The following is a 15,296-nucleotide window of genomic DNA, read 5'->3' on the forward strand; positions in this document are numbered from 1 at the left end:
CCCGGGGCGGGCCCCCGGCAAGAGTGCTGTGGTGTCCCGCCGAGGGGGTGCCGTCGCCTCCACTTCCGGTGTCCGCGGCGGTTCCTAGACTGGGCGGCATGAACACCGAGCCGACCCCCTCGTCCGCCACCCCCGAGACCGAGTCCGCCGCCGCGCCGTCGTCGTCCGGGCTGCCGCAGGCCGCCCCGCAGGCGGCGTGGCCCGAGCGCGTGGAGACCGGCGAGCACCAGGTGTCCTACCGGGCCACCGTGGCCGCGCCGGCGCACGAGCTGTGGGCGATGCTCGCGGACCCGCACCGCCATCACGAGGCGGACGGGTCCGGGACCGTGCGGCCGAAGGTGAGCGGGCCGCACCGGCTGGCCGTGGGCGACCGGTTCCGCGTGGCCATGCGGAAGTACGGGGTGCCGTACACGATGACGCTGACCGCCACCGCCGTGGACGAGGACGAGCTCGTGGAGTGGGCCCACCCGGGCGGACACCGGTGGCGCTGGGCGTTCCGGGACAACGGGGACGGCACCACCGAGGTCACCGAGACCTTCGACTACTCGTGGGCCCGGCCGGCCGTGCGCCGCGCGTACGAGCTGCTGCGGGTGCCGGCGGACAACGGGCGGGGCATCCAGTCGAGCCTCACGCGGTTGGCCGGCCGTCACCTCTGAACCGACCGCGTCTCAGTCGGCACTTTCGTTCGGGAAACGGCGGCGTGTCGGGCACTTTCGTTCGGGAAACGGTCGGCCCTCGCGCCGTTTCTCGAACGAAAACGCGCCGGGGACCGCCGTTTCCCGAACGAAAGCGGGGGGGTGCGGGGGTCAGACGGCGGACCAGTGGGTCGCGGCCGGCAGCTGCGCCAGGTGCGGGGTGACGAGCGCACGCCACGCGAGGAACGAGTCGGACTCGCGGAAGGCCACGGTGTGGTCCTCGAGCGTGCGCCAGCCGATCAGCAGCCGGTAGCGCGCCGGGTCCTCCACCTGCCGGGACAGCGCGAAGGACGTCGCGCCCCCGTCCCGGAACAGCGGCTCGGCCTCGGCGACGGCGGCCTCGAACGCCGCCTCCGCCCCCGCCGCCACGTGCAGCTCCACCGACTCGATGACCGGACCGGCCGTCGTCGCGCCCTGCCCGGCGCTCACGCGCGCGCCCGCGGGCTCGTGGAGTGGCCGGTGAACCAGGCTGCGAGCTGGCCGTCCGCCTCGATGCCGACCTCGATCATGCGGTCGCGACCGAACTCCACCGACTGGCGGGCGGTCGCCACGAGGTGCGCGCCGAGCCTGGCGGGCGCCACGTAGGTGATCTCGGCGCGCCGGGTGACGGGGGCGGCGCCGAAGGTCGCCACGCAGTACGCCAGCGCCGAGTCCGCGAGGTGGAACAGGAAGCCGCCGTGGCAGATCTCGTGGGAGTTCACCATGTCCGCGGTGACGTCGCGGTGCAGCACCACGCGGCCCTCGGCCACCTCGCCGAGGGTGACGCCGTGCTCGCGCACCGCGGGGTCGTTCGCGTAGATCTCCTCGAGGCGGGCGAGGATCTCGTCCCGGCTCTGGCCGGACGAGCTCTGGGGGGTCTCAGTCATGGGCCCATTGTGTCGCAGGTCGCGCCGCCCCGCGCCTAGGGTGGCGGCGTGACGCAGACCACCTCCACCCCCGCGCGCCTCCGCGCCCGCGACGGCTTCGTGCTCGCGGCCCGCCACTTCGCCCCCACGACGGCGCCCCAGGCCCGGCCCGCCGGCGCGGTGGTGATCGCCCCCGCGACCGGGGTGAAGGCCACGTACTACCGGCGCTACGCCGAGTTCCTCGCCGGCCACGGGTTCCACGCGGTCACGTTCGACTACCGGGGTGTCGGGGAGTCCCGCGAGCCGTTCGCCGTGGCCCGGCAGGCGCGGTGGGCGGACTGGGGCGCCCTCGACGCGGACGCCGTGCTCGGCTGGGCCCGGACGCACCTGCCCGGCCCCCTCCTGACGGTGGGCCACAGCTACGGCGGGTTCGGCATCGGGCTCGCGGACGAGGCGCGTCACGTGGCCCGCCATGTGGCCGTCGGCGGTCAGCACGCCCACTGGCGGGACTACCGGGCGCGGCCGGGGCGCGTGCGGATGTGGGCGCGGTGGCACGCGGCGATGCCGGCGATCACGCTGGCCCGCGGTCACTTCCCGGGGCGGCGGCTCGGCTGGCTCGAGGACCTGCCGCGCGGGGTCGCCCTGGACTGGGCGCGCAGCCGCCGCGACTTCACCGCGAGCGCCCGCACCGCCGCCGGCCGGGACGAGCTGCGCCGTCGTCTGGCCGCGTTCACGGCGGACGCGCTGATCGTGGCGCCCGTCGACGACGACTTCGGCACCGACGCCGCCCTCGACCGCGCGGACGCCTACTCGCCGGGCCGGCGGACGGTGCGCTGGCGGGTGCGGCCGGAGGAGCTCGGTGTCACGGAGATCGGGCACTTCGGACTGCTCCACGCGCGGTTCGCGCCGACCTTCTGGCCGGCCACGCTGGAGTGGCTGCGCGACGGGGTCGCCCCGGACGCGGCCCGCTGAGGCTCGGGCGTCGGGCGCGCTGCGGCCCGCCCCGTCCCCGCGACGACGACGGCGGCCGCCCCGGCCCGGATCTCCGGGTGGGACGACCGCCGTCGCACTGGTGCGCGTGATGTGCCGATACTACCCCGCGCCCAGCCGACGCCCAGGCGACACGTCAGTCCTGCATCGCGTAGTCGATCACGACGCGGCCCTCGATCTTGCCGTGGCGCATCTCGTCGAACACGTCGTTGATCTCGGTGAGCGGACGGGTGTGGAACGTCGGGTGGATCTTCCCGGCCGCGTAGAACTCGAGTGCCTCGACCATGTCCTGCCGGGTGCCCACGATCGAACCGCGGATGGTCAGGCCCTTGAGGACGATGTCGAAGATCGGCGCGGGGAAGTCGCCCGGGGGCAGGCCGTTGAACACGATGGTGCCGCCGCGGCGGGTCATCGCGATGGCCTGGCCGAACGCCTGGGGGTGCACGGCCGTGACGAGCACACCGTGGGCGCCGCCGATCTTCTCCTGGATCTCCACGGAGGGGTCCGCGACGTTCGCGTTCACGGTCAGCTCCGCGCCGTGCCGAGAGGCGAGCGCCAGCTTGTCGTCCGCGACGTCCACGGCCACCACGCGCATGCCCATCGCCACGGCGTACTGCACCGCGATGTGCCCCAGGCCGCCGATGCCGGAGATCACGACCCACTGCCCGGGCCGCACCTCGGTCTGCTTCAGCCCCTTGTACACCGTGACGCCGGCGCACAGGATCGGGCCGACCTCCATCGGGTCCGCGCCCTCGGGGATCACGGGCGCGTAGCGGGCATCCACGAGCATGTACTCACCGAACGAACCGTCCACGGAGTAGCCGCCGTTGACCTGCTCCTCGCACAGGGTCTCCCACCCGGTGCGGCAGTACTGGCAGTGGCCGCACGCTCGCCACAGCCACGCGTTGCCGACCATGTCCCCGACCTTGAGGTTCTCGACGTCGGGTCCGACCTCCTCGACGATGCCCACGCCCTCGTGGCCCGGGATGAACGGCGGGGTCGGCTTCACCGGCCAGTCGCCCTCCATCGCGTGCAGGTCCGTGTGACAGACGCCCGAGGAGATGAGCTTCACGAGCGCTTGGTGCTGGCCGGGCGTCGGGCGCTCGACCTCCGTGACGTCGGCCTCTGTGCCGAACTGGGTGACGACGGCTGCCTTCATCGTGGTCATGGGGATCACCTTTCGTGGAGTGGGGAGGGGGGGTCGTGCGGTGCCGGCGTCGGCTCAGAAGAACCCGAGCTTGTCCTCGGAGTAGGAGACGAGCAGGTTCTTGGTCTGCTGGTAGTGGTCGAGCATCATCAGGTGGTTCTCGCGGCCGATGCCGGAGGACTTGTACCCGCCGAACGCGGCGTGGGCCGGGTAGGCGTGGTAGTTGTTCACCCACACGCGGCCGGCCTGGATCGCCCGGCCCGCGCGGTAGGCGGTGTTGCCGTTCCGGGACCACACGCCGGCGCCGAGCCCGTAGAGCGTGTCGTTGGCGATCCGCATGGCGTCGTCGAAGTCGGTGAACGTGGTCGTCGAGACCACCGGCCCGAAGATCTCCTCCTGGAAGATGCGCATCGAGTTGTCCCCGCGGAAGATCGTGGGCTGCACGTAGTAGCCGCCGGCCAGTTCGCCCTCCATCTCGGCGCGGGCGCCACCGATCAGCACCTCGGCGCCCTCCTGACGGCCGATGTCCAGGTAGGACGTGATCTTCTCGAGCTGGTCGTTGGAGGCCTGGGCGCCCATCATCACGTCCGTGTCGAGGGGGTTGCCGGTCACGATGCGCGAGGTCCGCTCCACGACGGCGTCGAGGAACTTCTCCGCGATCGACTCCTGCACGAGCGCCCGCGACGGGCACGTGCAGACCTCGCCCTGGTTCAGCGCGAACAGGGTGAAGCCCTCCTGCGCCTTGTCCCAGTAGGCGTCGTCGGCCGCCATGACGTCCTCGAAGAAGACGTTGGGCGACTTGCCGCCCAGCTCCAGGGTCACCGGGATGATGTTCTCCGAGGCGTACTGCATGATCAGCCGGCCCGTCGTCGTCTCACCCGTGAACGCGATCTTGCGGATGCGCGGCGACTGCGCGAGCGGCTTGCCGGCCTCGAGGCCGAAGCCGTTGACCACGTTGACGACGCCGGCCGGCAGCAGGTCCGCGATCAGCTCGATGAACACCATGACCGAGGCCGGCGTCTGCTCGGCGGGCTTGATCACGACGGCGTTGCCCGCGGCCAGCGCGGGCGCCAGCTTCCACACCCCCATCAGCAGCGGGAAGTTCCACGGGATGATCTGGCCGACCACGCCGAGCGGCTCGTGGAAGTGGTAGGCGACGGTGTCCTCGTCCACCTGGGACAGGCCGCCCTCCTGCGCGCGGATCGCGCCGGCGAAGTACCGGAAGTGGTCGATGGCCAGCGGCAGGTCCGCGTTGAGGGTCTCCCGGACGGCCTTGCCGTTGTCCCAGGTCTCCGCGACCGCCAGCATCTCGAGGTTCTCCTCCATGCGGTCCGCGATGCGGTGCAGCACGAGCGCACGCTCGGCCGCCGAGGTGGCGCCCCAGGCCGGGGCGGCCTTCCAGGCGGCGTCGAGGGCGACGTCGATGTCCTCGGCCGTGCCGCGGGCGACCTCGCAGAACACCTTGCCCGTCACGGGCGTGACGTTCTCGAAGTACTGGCCCTTGACCGGGGGTGTCCACTCTCCTCCGATGAAGTGCTCGTAGCGGGACTTGAACTCGACCTTGGCGCCCTCGGTGCCGGGGAATGCGTAGACGGTCATGGTGCTGGCTCCTTTGCCTGCGGTTGCCTCGGCGCCGGTGGCGCCCTGCCGTGGCTGTGACCCTAGTCACAAGGAGGTTGCACGGAGGTTGCAGCCGGGCGCGGGTGAGGGGCGGGCCGGGTCAGGCCAGGTCCCGCTCGATCCGCTCGAGCGTGGCCACGGCGAGCGCCCGCCGCGGCGAGTCCGCCGGCAGCAGACGCAGGGCGGCGCCCCAGAGCTCGACGTCGTCGCGGGCCTCGGGGCGGCCCAGGTAGGCCCAGAGCTGTTCGACATCCGCGTCCTGGGCGACGGCCTCGCGCAGCGCCTCCCCCAGCTCCGCGCGGATCGAGGCGACACCGGGGGACGCCGACCGCGGCAGCACCGGCCCGGCCGCCGCGTGCAGCGCACGGTCCAGATCCCCGGCGCGCAGCGCCTCCCGCGCGCACAGCAGGTCCGCGTGCACCTCCCCCACGAGCCGGTACGGCCGGGACAGCAGTGCCACCGGCGCCCCCACGTCCCGCAGCGCCCGGCGGAGTCGATGCACCTCGGCGCGCAGCGAGATGGCGCGGGCGGGGGAATCGCCCGGCGCGGGCCGGGGCCCGGCGGTCTCCTCCGGATACAGCGCGACCTCGAGCTCGGCGCCGGTCAGGCCCGGGCCGTGCCACGCGAGGAGGGTGAGGATCTCGGCGTGCCGGCCGGTGAGCTCGACCCCGTCCAGCGTGGGCGGCAGGTGGCCGGTGACGCGCAACAGGCCCGCGGCGGCGTCGTGGCGGTGCGGCGCGGCGGCGGGGCTCGGCCCCGGCGAGGCGGACGGCGGAGCCGAGGGGCCCGGCGTCGGGGCGGTGCCGCGGGGACGGCCCCGGGACGGGGCGGGCAGGTCCCGCCAGGCGGCGTGCACGGCGTCCACGGTGGCCTGGAGCAGCGGCAGGGCGAGGTGGCTGACGGCGTCCTCCCCGCCCGTGAGGTCCAGGACCCCGACGAGCCGCCCGGTGGCCGGGTCCGTGAGCGGGACGGCCGAACAGCTCCACGGGTGCACGCGCGGGCTCAGGTGCTCGCCGCGGCTGACCTGCGTGGGGGCGCCGGTCGCGAGGACGATGCCGGGGGCGGAGGTGCCCATGGACGCCTCGGACCAGTCGGCGCCCGCCACGAAGCCCATGGTCTCGGCGTGGCGCACCGCGGTCCGGTCGCCCTCGACCCACAGCAGGTGGCCGCGCGCGTTGCCGATCGCGGCGAGCATCCCGGCCTCGGCCGCGGGGTGGATGAGCATGCGGCGGACCACCGGCAGGGCCACGGCGAGGCGCTGGTCTCGGCGGGCGGCGGCGAGGTCGTCGTCGGAGAGGGTGGCCGGGTCGGTCTGGCCGGGTACCGCGGGGGTGAGGGCGCCGAGGGAGCGCAGCCAGGACTCACGGACCTCTCGCCGCAGCCCCTGCAGGGCGGCGCGCAGGCCCTGGTCTGCGCCGGCCGGAGCGGTGGGCGACGACGGCGCGAGCGACAGGCGGACCGCGGCGAGGGACTCGTGGGCCCGGTCCACGGCGCGTCGGTAGGCGCTGGTGGCGAGGGTCGAGCTCATCCCGAGCCTGCCATCAACCGCGAGCGGATCAGGAACCGCTTGCCCTCGGGCGCCTCGACGGAGAAGCCGGAGCCGCGCCCGTCCACCACGTCCAGGGTGAGGTGGGTGTGCTTCCAGTACTCGAACTGGGCGGCGGACATCCAGAACGGGATCTCCACGGCGGCCTGGTCCCCCTCGGCCGGCAGCGCGAAGGTGCCCAGCAGGACGTCGGCGGCGCCGGTCGTGAAGTCGCCGGCGGGATAGCACATGGGCGCGGAGCCGTCGCAGCAGCCGCCGGACTGGTGGAACATGAGCGGGCCGTGGATCGGGAGGAGTCGGCGGATCAGCTCGAGCGCCGCGGGCGTCATGGCGACGCGGGACACGGTTTCGCCCGGCAGCTCGGGGCGAGCGTCGAGCGCATGCTCCGCCGACGAGGACGGCACGGTCATCGCGACCTCCTGGGGATGGGCGATCGTCGGTCCCCACACCCTAGCCTCGAACGTGATCCACGTCACCCCTGCTCGTGTCGTGGGGGGCGCGGCGGCCCGGGGGCTGTGCCGCGAGCCAGACGTTTCGGCTGCAATCAGGGGCTGATCACGACCGAAACGTCTGGCTCACGGCGCGGGGGTGGCGCGGAGGTGGGGAAAGCACGAGGGCTGGGGCGGCGGGCGGCTCACGCGGCCACGCCCGGCGTCCCCCTCGTACACTCGGCACATGCTCCCGGACCCCAGCCCCACCGTCACCGTGGACGGCCTCCTGCTGCGCCCGCTGCGCGCCGCGGACGAGATCGCGGCGCGCGAGGCGGACGCCGAGCTGCATCGGGAGGGGTTCGACTTCCTGATGGCCGGCACCCGCTCCTTCCCCGCGGTCCGCCGCGCGTTCGCCGCCGAGGCGCGCGGCGACGTCGAGCCCGGCCGCGCGCCCGCCTCCTTCTACGTGGGCGTGGACGAGAACGGTGAGCTGGTGGGCCGGGTGTCCGTGCGGTGGGAGCTGAACGAGGCGCTGCGGCACGTCAACGGACACGTGGGCTATGCGGTGCGCCCCGCGTTCCGGCGGCGGGGCCACGCCGCGCGGCTGCTGCGCGGCGCCCTGACGCTGCTGGCCGCACGCGGGGTGCCCGCCGCCCTGCTCACGTGCGACGAGACGAACACCGCCTCCGTGGCCACGATCCGTGCGTGCGGGGGCGTGCTGCGGGACCGGGTCGAGGCGGACCTCGACGGTGCGCCCTTCCCCGTGCCCCAGCTGCGCTTCGACGTCCCCACGACGGCGGCCTGACCGGAGGGACGGCGGGGACCGCGCCGCCGGCCTCAGTAGGCCTTGACGCGCTGCTCCACGATCAGGTGGATGAGCGCGAACCGGCCCTCCTCCTGGACCGCCTTGAGCGCCGCGTCCACGGCCGCCGGCACGTCCGCGTCCCGCTCCACGCGCACCCCGAAGCCGCCGAACGCCTGGGCCATGGCGGCGAAGTCGGGGTTCTTCAGCTGGGTGCCGGAGACGCGCCCGGGGTACTGGCGCTCCTGGTGGGTGCGGATGGTGCCGTACTCCTGGTTGTCCATGACGATCACGAGGGGCGTGGCGCCGTACTGCGCGGCGGTCGCCAGCTCCTGGCCGTTCATGAGGAACTCGCCGTCGCCGGCGATGGTCACCACGGTGCGGTCCGGGAAGTTCAGGGACGCGGCCACGGCACCCGGCACCGAGTAGCCCATGGAGCCGTTGCGGGCCGAGATCATGGAGCGATAGCCCTCGGTCGGGAAGTACCGGTGCGCCCAGTTGGTGTGCTCGCCCGCGCCGAGGGAGATCATCGAGTCCTTCGGCAGCTTCGGCACCAGGTTGGCCATGAGCGTGGCCATCTTCGCCTGGCCCTCGGACGGCTCGGCCGGGGGCAGGGCCGCGAACTTCTCCTGCTCGCCGCGCATGCGGGAGGTCCACTCCTCCCACTCCGGCTTGACCTCGAGCTCCATGCGGACGAGGTCGCGGATGAACCCGTCCGGCTTGGCCACGATCTGGTGGGACACGGGGCCGGAGCGGCCGCGCAGGGACGGGTCGATGGTGACCAGGAAGTTCTTCTTGTCCCAGTTCTGGCGGATGGTGAAGCCATTGGTCACGACGTCGCCCGGCACGGTGCCGACGAACACGATGAGGTCGGTCTCCTCGAGCATGTCGTAGGTCGGCTTCGGGCGGCCGTAGCCGATCGGGCCCACGTAGGACGGCGAGGAGAACGGCACGGTGCCCTCGGTGCGCCACTCGGCGGCGGCGGGGATCTTGTGCTCCTCCAGCCACGTCGTCAGGGTCTGCGCACCCTCGTCCGTCCAGTCGTTGCCACCGGTGATGAACAGCGGCTTGCGGGACTCCTTGAGCGCGGCGTGCAGGGACTTCCAGTCCCCCACGGTCATGCCGCCTGAGGCCACGGGGATCTGCGGGTGCAGGTGCGCATCGATCTCCTCACGGATCACGTCCTCCGGCAGGCCGACGACGACGGGCCCGGGCCGGCCCGAGCTGGCGGCGAACATGGCCTCGGCCACGATCTCGGAGGCGCGCTCCGGGTGGTCCAGGACCATCACGCGCTTCGCACCGGTGCCGAACCAGGCGTGCGGGTCGAACTCCTGGAAGGCCTCGCGGTCGCGGTGCTCGAACGGGATCAGGCCGACGAACAGGACGAGCGCCGTCGAGTCCTGCCACGCGGTGTGCAGGCCGACGTGGGCGTTCGCGGCGCCCGGGCCGCGCGTCACCATGGCGACGCCAGGGACCACGTTCATCTTGCCGTCGGCCTCGGCCATGTACGTGGCGCCGCCCTCGTGGCGGCACACCACGTTCTCGATGCCCGAGTCGTGCAGGCCGTCCAGGACGTCCAGGTAGGACTCGCCCGGCACGGAGTAGACGCGCTTCACGCCGTGGGACTCGAGGGTCTTGACGATGACGTGCCCGGCGGAGAGGCGACCGGTCGCCTGGGAGGTCTGGGACATGGAGGTCTCCTGTGCTGGTTCGGGGGCCCCTCCGGCCCCGTGGGTGCACCCCGCCGTGCAGACGGGGTCCGTGGGGGTCAGGGTACTGGACGGGACGGCGCCGGAGGCGACCCGATACGCGGCGTGAAGCCGGTGACGGGAGGGCGGGCCCGCCGTACGATTTCCCCATGCTCTCCGCGCCGACGCTCTCCCGCCTCGCCTCCCTGGCCGCGTTCCTGAACACCGCCCCCGGACTGCGGGGCGGTCAGCCGGCCGACGAGCGGTTCACCGCCGCCACGCAGCTGCCCTCCCTCGTCCCTGAACTCCAGGAGGACGAGGTCCGCCTCCGCCTGGCCGCCGCCGCGGCCGTGCGTGGCCGCGAACTCCGCGGCCGTCTGGCCGAGGTCTGGGCCCTCGCCGCCGTGGACGAGGCGGCCGCCGTGGAGCGCGTGAACGCCCTCCTCGCCGCGGCCGGGCCGCTGCGGCTGACGGCCGGGGGCGACGTCGTCGGGCTGGCACCGGCGCAGGTCCCCGCCGACGCGGTGGAGCGGCTGGCCGCGATGGCCGCCCTCGCGCTGGCGGAGACCGCGATGGACGGCGAGCTGACCCGCCTGCGCGTGTGCGAGGGCGAGGACTGCGAGAACGCGCTCGTGGACGCCAGCCGGAACCGGTCCAAGCGGTTCTGCGACGAGGCCAACTGCGCCAACCGCACCCACGTGCGCTCCTACCGGGCACGGCTGGCCGAGGCGGCGGAGTCCGCCCCCGCGGCGGATCCGGCCGGGCCGGAGGAGGCGGAGGCGCCGGAGGCCGTCGTGGACTCCGAGGCGCCCGAGGCCGCCGTGGACTCCGAGGCCGCCGCCGACGAGCCCCGCCGGGAGACCAAGAAGGAGAAGAAGGAGCGCAGGAAGGCGGAGAAGAAGGCCCGCAAGAAGGCGGAGAAGAAGGCCCGCAAGAAGAAGTCGGACAAGAAGAAGGACTGACCCGGCCCCACCCGCCAGGTGACCCGGCGCTGAACATCGGGGGACGGGGCGGCCTCGTGGTTCCGTCGGCCGACCGGACACCCCTAGTCTGCGAGGCATGAGCGAGCACACCCCCGCCGCCCCCGCGTCCCTCGGACCCGCCCACCGCAAGGTCGGCGTCGTGGGGGCCGGCGGCGTCGGCACCGCGATCTGCTACGCGGCGCTGATCCGCGGCGTCGCCCGCGAGGTCGCCCTCTACGACATCGACGAGCCCAAGGTCCGCGCCGAGGTCCTCGACCTGGCCCACGGCACCCCGTTCACCTCTGCATCCGCGATGACCGGCGGCGCGGACCCGGACGTCCTGGCCGGCTGCGAGGTCGTCGTGATCACGGCCGGCGCCAACCAGAAGCCGGGGCAGACCCGCCTCGACCTCGGCGCGCACAACGTGGAGATCCTGCGCGGCCTGCTGCCCCAGGTGCAGGCGCACGCGCCGGACGCGCTGATCGTGCTCGTCACCAATCCCGTGGACGTCCTCACGCTGGTGGCCCAGCGCCTCACCGGTCTGCCGGCCGGCCGGGTGATCGGCTCGGGCACCCTGCTGGACACGTCCCGCCTGCGGTGGCTGCTGGCGTCGCGGGCGCAGGTCCACGCGTCGTCGGTGCACGCGGCCATCCTCGGCGAGCACGGGGACACGGAGTTCCCCGCGTGGAGCTCGGCGCGCATCGGCCCGACGCCCCTCCTCGAGTGGCCGACGCCGGCCGACCCGCTGTTCACCCGCGCCGACCTGGACGAAGTCGCGGACACCGTGGTCAACGCGGCCTACGAGGTGATCCAGGGCAAGGGCGCCACCACGTACGCGGTCGGCGTGGCCACGACCCGCCTGCTCGAGGCGATCCTGCGCGACCAGCACGCCATCCTGCCGGTCTCCACCGTGCTCGACGGCGTCCACGGGCTCTCCGACGTCGCCCTGTCCATGCCGTCCGTGGTGGGGCGCGACGGCGTCACACGCGTGATCCAGCCCGAGCTGGACGCCGCGGAGATGCGGGCGCTGCACGCCTCGGCGGACGCGCTGCGGCGGGAGGCACGCAGCCTCGGGTTCTGAGGCGCCGGCCTCAGGCGCGCGGGGCGTCGCCTCCGGTGCCGCCCTGCTCGCGGCGCTCCCGGGCGGCCTGGGCGCGGCGGTCGGCGGCGGCCTTGCGGAACATCTCCTCGGAGGACCGGTTCACGCCGGAGCCCTGGGAGAGGTGGTCCGGGTTCTCGCGCGCGGCGAGCTGCAGCATGGCCACCACCACGAGCGACGTCATGAAGAAGACGCCGAAGGCGATCAGCGCGATGTCGATGCGCAGCGGATTCTGCGTGCCGCCGGAGGCCGTGATGCCGGCGATCACCCCACCGATCAGGCCGAGCACGGCGGAGAAGACGAGCGGGCCCTTGACCGTGGTGCGCAGACCGCCGCGTGCCGGGCGGCCGGATCCGGCGCGATCGGCGGACGGGCGGGGGGACGGTGCGCTCACGGCGGGACTCCTGACGGCTGGGGGCGGCTGGGGCGACACGGCCCACGCAGGCGCCCGGGGCTGAGGCCCTCGGGGCGCGGCGGACCGGAGCCAGTCTACGCGTCCGGCCGACGGGTGGCCCCTCGGGGCCCCGAGGTCCTCCCCCGGCGAACGTCCGCCCCGCGGGTCGGAGCGGCGACGTCGGCCCGGTTCAGAGGCCCCTGGCCGTGCCGCGGTCCCGGCGCACCTCGTGGTGGAAGCCGAGCCCGGAGACCATCAGGAGCACCCCGATCAGGATCGCCCCGCCGCCGGCGATGCCGAGCAGGGCGTGCGGGCCGAAGCCCTGCAGGGCGGCCACGACCACGCCGCCCCCGGAGAGCAAGCCCACGAGACCGGTCCACAGCTGGTCCCGCGCGGGGATGAACTCGTGGCGGTGGCGGGCCCACGCCACGAGCTCGGCGACGCCGCCGAGCACGAGGGCGGCGCCGGCCGCCACGCCCACCGCGGCCGGGGACCCCAGGAACAGCAGCACGATCACGCCGAGCATCCACGCGGCCGCCGCCAGGGACAGCGGGGAGCGCATGGCCACGGGCACCGGGTCGCGGCGCAGGTACTCCCACATCGCCGAGCCGGAAAATGCCAGATACAGCGCGAACATGACCTTCATCCACGTCAGGCCCGGCTCGGCGACGAACACGGTGGTCAGACCGAACGCCAGCGCCACCACGGCGCGGATCAGGATCGGCTTGAACACCACGGACGAGATCTCGAGGGGGGTCTGCACGGTAGCCACCGCCCCAGTCTAGGAGCCGTGCGGCCGCGGCCCGGCCCGCGCGTCACCGCCCGGACGCGCTCACACGACGCCGAGCCGCATCCAGTCGTCGCGCCGGGCCCGCCAGCCGAGGGTGAGCGCCCGCATCCCCATGTAGACCCCCGCGAAGCCGAGCCAGAGCAGGCCCAGCTGCACGCCGGCGTCGGGCACGGCGGCGTTCGGTCCGGGCCAGACCGCGGTCCAGCCGAACCCGCCCGTGGCGAGCTGCGCGAGCACCCAGAGCGCCGGCGCGTAGACCACGAGGTTCACGAGGCCGGCGAGGGCGAGGTAGCGGGCGTCGCCGGCGCCGATCAGCACGCCGTCCAGCACGAACACGTACCCGGCCACCGGCTGCCCGGCGGCCAGCACCCACAGGCCCACGGTGGCGGCGGCCTGCACGGTCGGGTCCGTGGTGAACAGCCCCGGCAGCACCGGCGCCGCGAGGGCCAGGACGGCCCCAGTCACGACGCCGAAGCCCAGCCCCCAGTGCACCATCGTCCGGGTGAGGCGACGGGCGGCGTCCGGCCGGGCGGCCCCGAGCTCGGCGCCGATCAGGGCCTGCGCGGCGATCGCGAGGGCGTCGAGGGCGAACGCCAGCGTGGAGAACAGCGTGAAGACGAGCTGGTGCGCGGCGAGGGTGAGGTCGCCCGCGCCGGCGGCGGCCATGACGGTGATGAGGATGGCCGCGCGCAGGCTCGCGGTGCGCAGCAGCAGCCACGACCCCACCTGGGCCGTGGCGCGCATGCCCGAGGCACGGGGCGCCCACGCCGTGCCCGAGCGGCGGAAGCGCGGGGCCAGCACGAACAGGTACGTCACGAGCATCGCCCACTGCACCACGGACGTGCCGATGGCCGAGCCGGCCACGCCCCAGCCCAGCCCGTACACCAGGGCCACGTTCAGCCCGATGTTCGCGCCGAAGCCCACACCCGCCACCACGAGCGGCGTCACGGTGTCCTGGAGGCCGCGGAGCACCCCGGTGGCGGCGAGCACGGCCAGCAGGGCCGGCAGCCCCGGCATGGACCAGCGCAGGTAGGCGACGGCGTGGGCCTGCACCTCGCCCGTCGCGCCGAGGGCCGCCGTCAGCGCGGGGGCCGCGAGCCAGCCGAGGACGGCCAGCACCGCGCCGAGCAGCAGGCCCAGCCAGATGCCGTCGCGGCCGCGGTCCATCGCGGCGGCCAGGTTCCCCGCCCCGATCAGCCGGGCCACCGCCGGGGTGGTGGCGTAGGCCAGGAAGATCATGAGGCCGGTGAGCGTGTGCAGGATGGTGGTGCCGATCCCGACGCCGGCCAGCTGGGCCGTGCCCAGGTGCCCGATGATCGCGGTGTCGGCCAGCAGGAACAGCGGCTCCGCGATGAGCGCGCCGAACGCGGGGACCGCGAGCGCGAGGATGCGCCGCGTGAGGGCGCGCGCGTCCTGCGGGGCGGGCGCCGCCGTCGAGCCGGAGGGTCCCGCCATCTCAGCCCAGCAGGGCCAGCAGCGGGGCCAGCGCCGTGGTCGGGGCAGTGGGGCCGGGCAGCGTGTCCGGCAGCAGGGGGGCCACGAGGTAGAGCATCGCGATGGCGATGCCGTTGTTCACCATGTGCAGCAGCACCGCGTACCCGAACGAGCGGCCCATCAGGATGTAGGACACCGTGATCGCCACCGCGAGGGTCAGGTACGGGACGGTCTCCACGAGCCGGAAGTCGCCGCCGGTGCCGAGGAAGTGCAGGAGTGTGAACGCGAGCACGGAGACCACGGCGCACACCCACACGTTGATCCAGCGGGAGAGCTTGCCGATCAGCAGGTGGCGGAACAGGTACTCCTCCACGAGCGGGGCGGCCACCACGGTCATGAGGATCATGAGCACGGGCGGGGCCTGCGTGGTCATCTCCTCGAGCGCGGCCTGGTTGGCGCTGGTCTGCGCCTCCCCGATGAGGCTCAGCACGATCACGTTCACGACGATGCACGCCAGCCACGTGGCGGGCAGCAGCAACAGCTTCCACCACGTCCCCGTGCGGAACACCCGCAGCGACGTCACGAGCGGGCGCCAGGCCACGGCCAGCACGAGCACCACGAGGATCGCGTAGCTGACGATGTTCACCGTGAACCCGTCGCGGACCAGGTCGAACGCCTCGAGGTCACCGGGGACCAGGCCGAGCGACACCGCCAGCCACAGCCCCAGCCCGAGCACCATGAGCGCCACGTACACGAGCACCACGACGGCGTCGCCCCAGTGGAACCGACCCGGGGTCCAGTCCGGCGCGGGGCGGGCCGCGGGCCGGCGGCCGGGCCAGCCGGCGGGGACGCC

Annotated in this window: 16 protein-coding genes; 5 read left to right on the forward strand and 11 right to left on the reverse strand. The window is 74.0% G+C overall.

Annotated features, from left to right (window positions below; translation table 11 throughout):
- The first annotated feature begins 98 nt into the window (after positions 1 to 98).
- Complete coding sequence (locus tag ACZ1IK_RS10385; protein WP_069942043.1) at positions 99 to 656, forward strand: SRPBCC family protein; 558 nt, start codon at positions 99 to 101, stop codon at positions 654 to 656.
- Positions 657 to 806: 150 nt separating this feature from the next.
- Here ACZ1IK_RS10385 and ACZ1IK_RS10390 read toward each other — a convergent pair whose 3' ends face one another.
- On the reverse strand, positions 807 to 1,124 hold the full coding sequence (locus ACZ1IK_RS10390; protein ID WP_036316747.1) for a putative quinol monooxygenase: 318 nt from the start codon (positions 1,122 to 1,124) through the stop codon (positions 807 to 809).
- Positions 1,121 to 1,561, reverse strand: a complete 441-nt coding sequence (locus tag ACZ1IK_RS10395; RefSeq protein WP_256748767.1) for a hotdog fold thioesterase — start codon at positions 1,559 to 1,561, stop codon at positions 1,121 to 1,123. Before ACZ1IK_RS10395 ends, ACZ1IK_RS10390 begins: the two co-directional genes overlap by 4 nt.
- A gap of 48 nt (positions 1,562 to 1,609) precedes the next feature.
- Here ACZ1IK_RS10395 and ACZ1IK_RS10400 point away from each other — a divergent pair, with 48 nt between their 5' ends.
- Complete coding sequence (locus ACZ1IK_RS10400) at positions 1,610 to 2,512, forward strand: alpha/beta hydrolase family protein (RefSeq protein ID WP_145950798.1); 903 nt, start codon at positions 1,610 to 1,612, stop codon at positions 2,510 to 2,512.
- A 154-nt stretch (positions 2,513 to 2,666) separates the two neighbouring features.
- Here the strand turns inward: ACZ1IK_RS10400 and adhP are convergent, their stop codons facing one another.
- The 4 genes from adhP to ACZ1IK_RS10420 form a co-directional block, all read right to left on the reverse strand.
- On the reverse strand, positions 2,667 to 3,698 hold the full coding sequence (gene adhP, locus ACZ1IK_RS10405; protein WP_122054738.1) for an alcohol dehydrogenase AdhP: 1,032 nt from the start codon (positions 3,696 to 3,698) through the stop codon (positions 2,667 to 2,669).
- 54 nt (positions 3,699 to 3,752) lie between these two features.
- Positions 3,753 to 5,276, reverse strand: a complete 1,524-nt coding sequence (gene exaC / locus ACZ1IK_RS10410; RefSeq protein WP_036316755.1) for an acetaldehyde dehydrogenase ExaC — start codon at positions 5,274 to 5,276, stop codon at positions 3,753 to 3,755.
- Positions 5,277 to 5,397: 121 nt separating this feature from the next.
- Complete coding sequence (locus ACZ1IK_RS10415) at positions 5,398 to 6,825, reverse strand: helix-turn-helix domain-containing protein (protein WP_044658542.1); 1,428 nt, start codon at positions 6,823 to 6,825, stop codon at positions 5,398 to 5,400.
- Positions 6,822 to 7,253 (reverse strand): DUF779 domain-containing protein, encoded by a 432-nt coding sequence (locus ACZ1IK_RS10420; protein ID WP_036316759.1) that lies wholly within the window; start codon positions 7,251 to 7,253, stop codon positions 6,822 to 6,824. Before ACZ1IK_RS10420 ends, ACZ1IK_RS10415 begins: the two co-directional genes overlap by 4 nt.
- 265 nt (positions 7,254 to 7,518) lie before the next feature.
- Here ACZ1IK_RS10420 and ACZ1IK_RS10425 point away from each other — a divergent pair, with 265 nt between their 5' ends.
- Positions 7,519 to 8,079, forward strand: coding sequence for a GNAT family N-acetyltransferase (locus ACZ1IK_RS10425; protein WP_036341622.1), 561 nt, complete (start codon positions 7,519 to 7,521; stop codon positions 8,077 to 8,079).
- A 32-nt stretch (positions 8,080 to 8,111) separates the two neighbouring features.
- Here the strand turns inward: ACZ1IK_RS10425 and ACZ1IK_RS10430 are convergent, their stop codons facing one another.
- Positions 8,112 to 9,767, reverse strand: coding sequence for a thiamine pyrophosphate-dependent enzyme (locus ACZ1IK_RS10430; RefSeq protein ID WP_036341620.1), 1,656 nt, complete (start codon positions 9,765 to 9,767; stop codon positions 8,112 to 8,114).
- Between the two features lie 167 nt (positions 9,768 to 9,934).
- Between ACZ1IK_RS10430 and ACZ1IK_RS10435 the strand changes: the two genes are divergently transcribed.
- Together ACZ1IK_RS10435 and ACZ1IK_RS10440 are read left to right on the forward strand one after the other, a co-directional pair.
- Positions 9,935 to 10,726, forward strand: a complete 792-nt coding sequence (locus ACZ1IK_RS10435; RefSeq protein WP_036341617.1) for a CGNR zinc finger domain-containing protein — start codon at positions 9,935 to 9,937, stop codon at positions 10,724 to 10,726.
- 97 nt (positions 10,727 to 10,823) lie between these two features.
- Entirely contained in the window at positions 10,824 to 11,807 is a 984-nt protein-coding gene (locus ACZ1IK_RS10440) for an L-lactate dehydrogenase (protein WP_145950800.1), read from the forward strand.
- A gap of 10 nt (positions 11,808 to 11,817) precedes the next feature.
- Here the strand turns inward: ACZ1IK_RS10440 and ACZ1IK_RS10445 are convergent, their stop codons facing one another.
- The 4 genes from ACZ1IK_RS10445 to ACZ1IK_RS10460 all read right to left on the reverse strand — a co-directional run.
- Complete coding sequence (locus ACZ1IK_RS10445; protein WP_002856779.1) at positions 11,818 to 12,219, reverse strand: hypothetical protein; 402 nt, start codon at positions 12,217 to 12,219, stop codon at positions 11,818 to 11,820.
- A 190-nt stretch (positions 12,220 to 12,409) separates the two neighbouring features.
- Complete coding sequence (locus ACZ1IK_RS10450) at positions 12,410 to 12,991, reverse strand: hypothetical protein (protein WP_095347681.1); 582 nt, start codon at positions 12,989 to 12,991, stop codon at positions 12,410 to 12,412.
- A 60-nt stretch (positions 12,992 to 13,051) separates the two neighbouring features.
- Positions 13,052 to 14,464, reverse strand: a complete 1,413-nt coding sequence (locus ACZ1IK_RS10455; protein WP_036341608.1) for an MATE family efflux transporter — start codon at positions 14,462 to 14,464, stop codon at positions 13,052 to 13,054.
- Between the two features lies 1 nt (position 14,465).
- The coding region (locus ACZ1IK_RS10460; protein WP_070709194.1) for a CPBP family intramembrane glutamic endopeptidase at positions 14,466 to 15,296 on the reverse strand (831 nt) is incomplete at its 5' end.

It is taken from the genome of Micrococcus sp. CS26 (genome assembly GCF_055522295.1).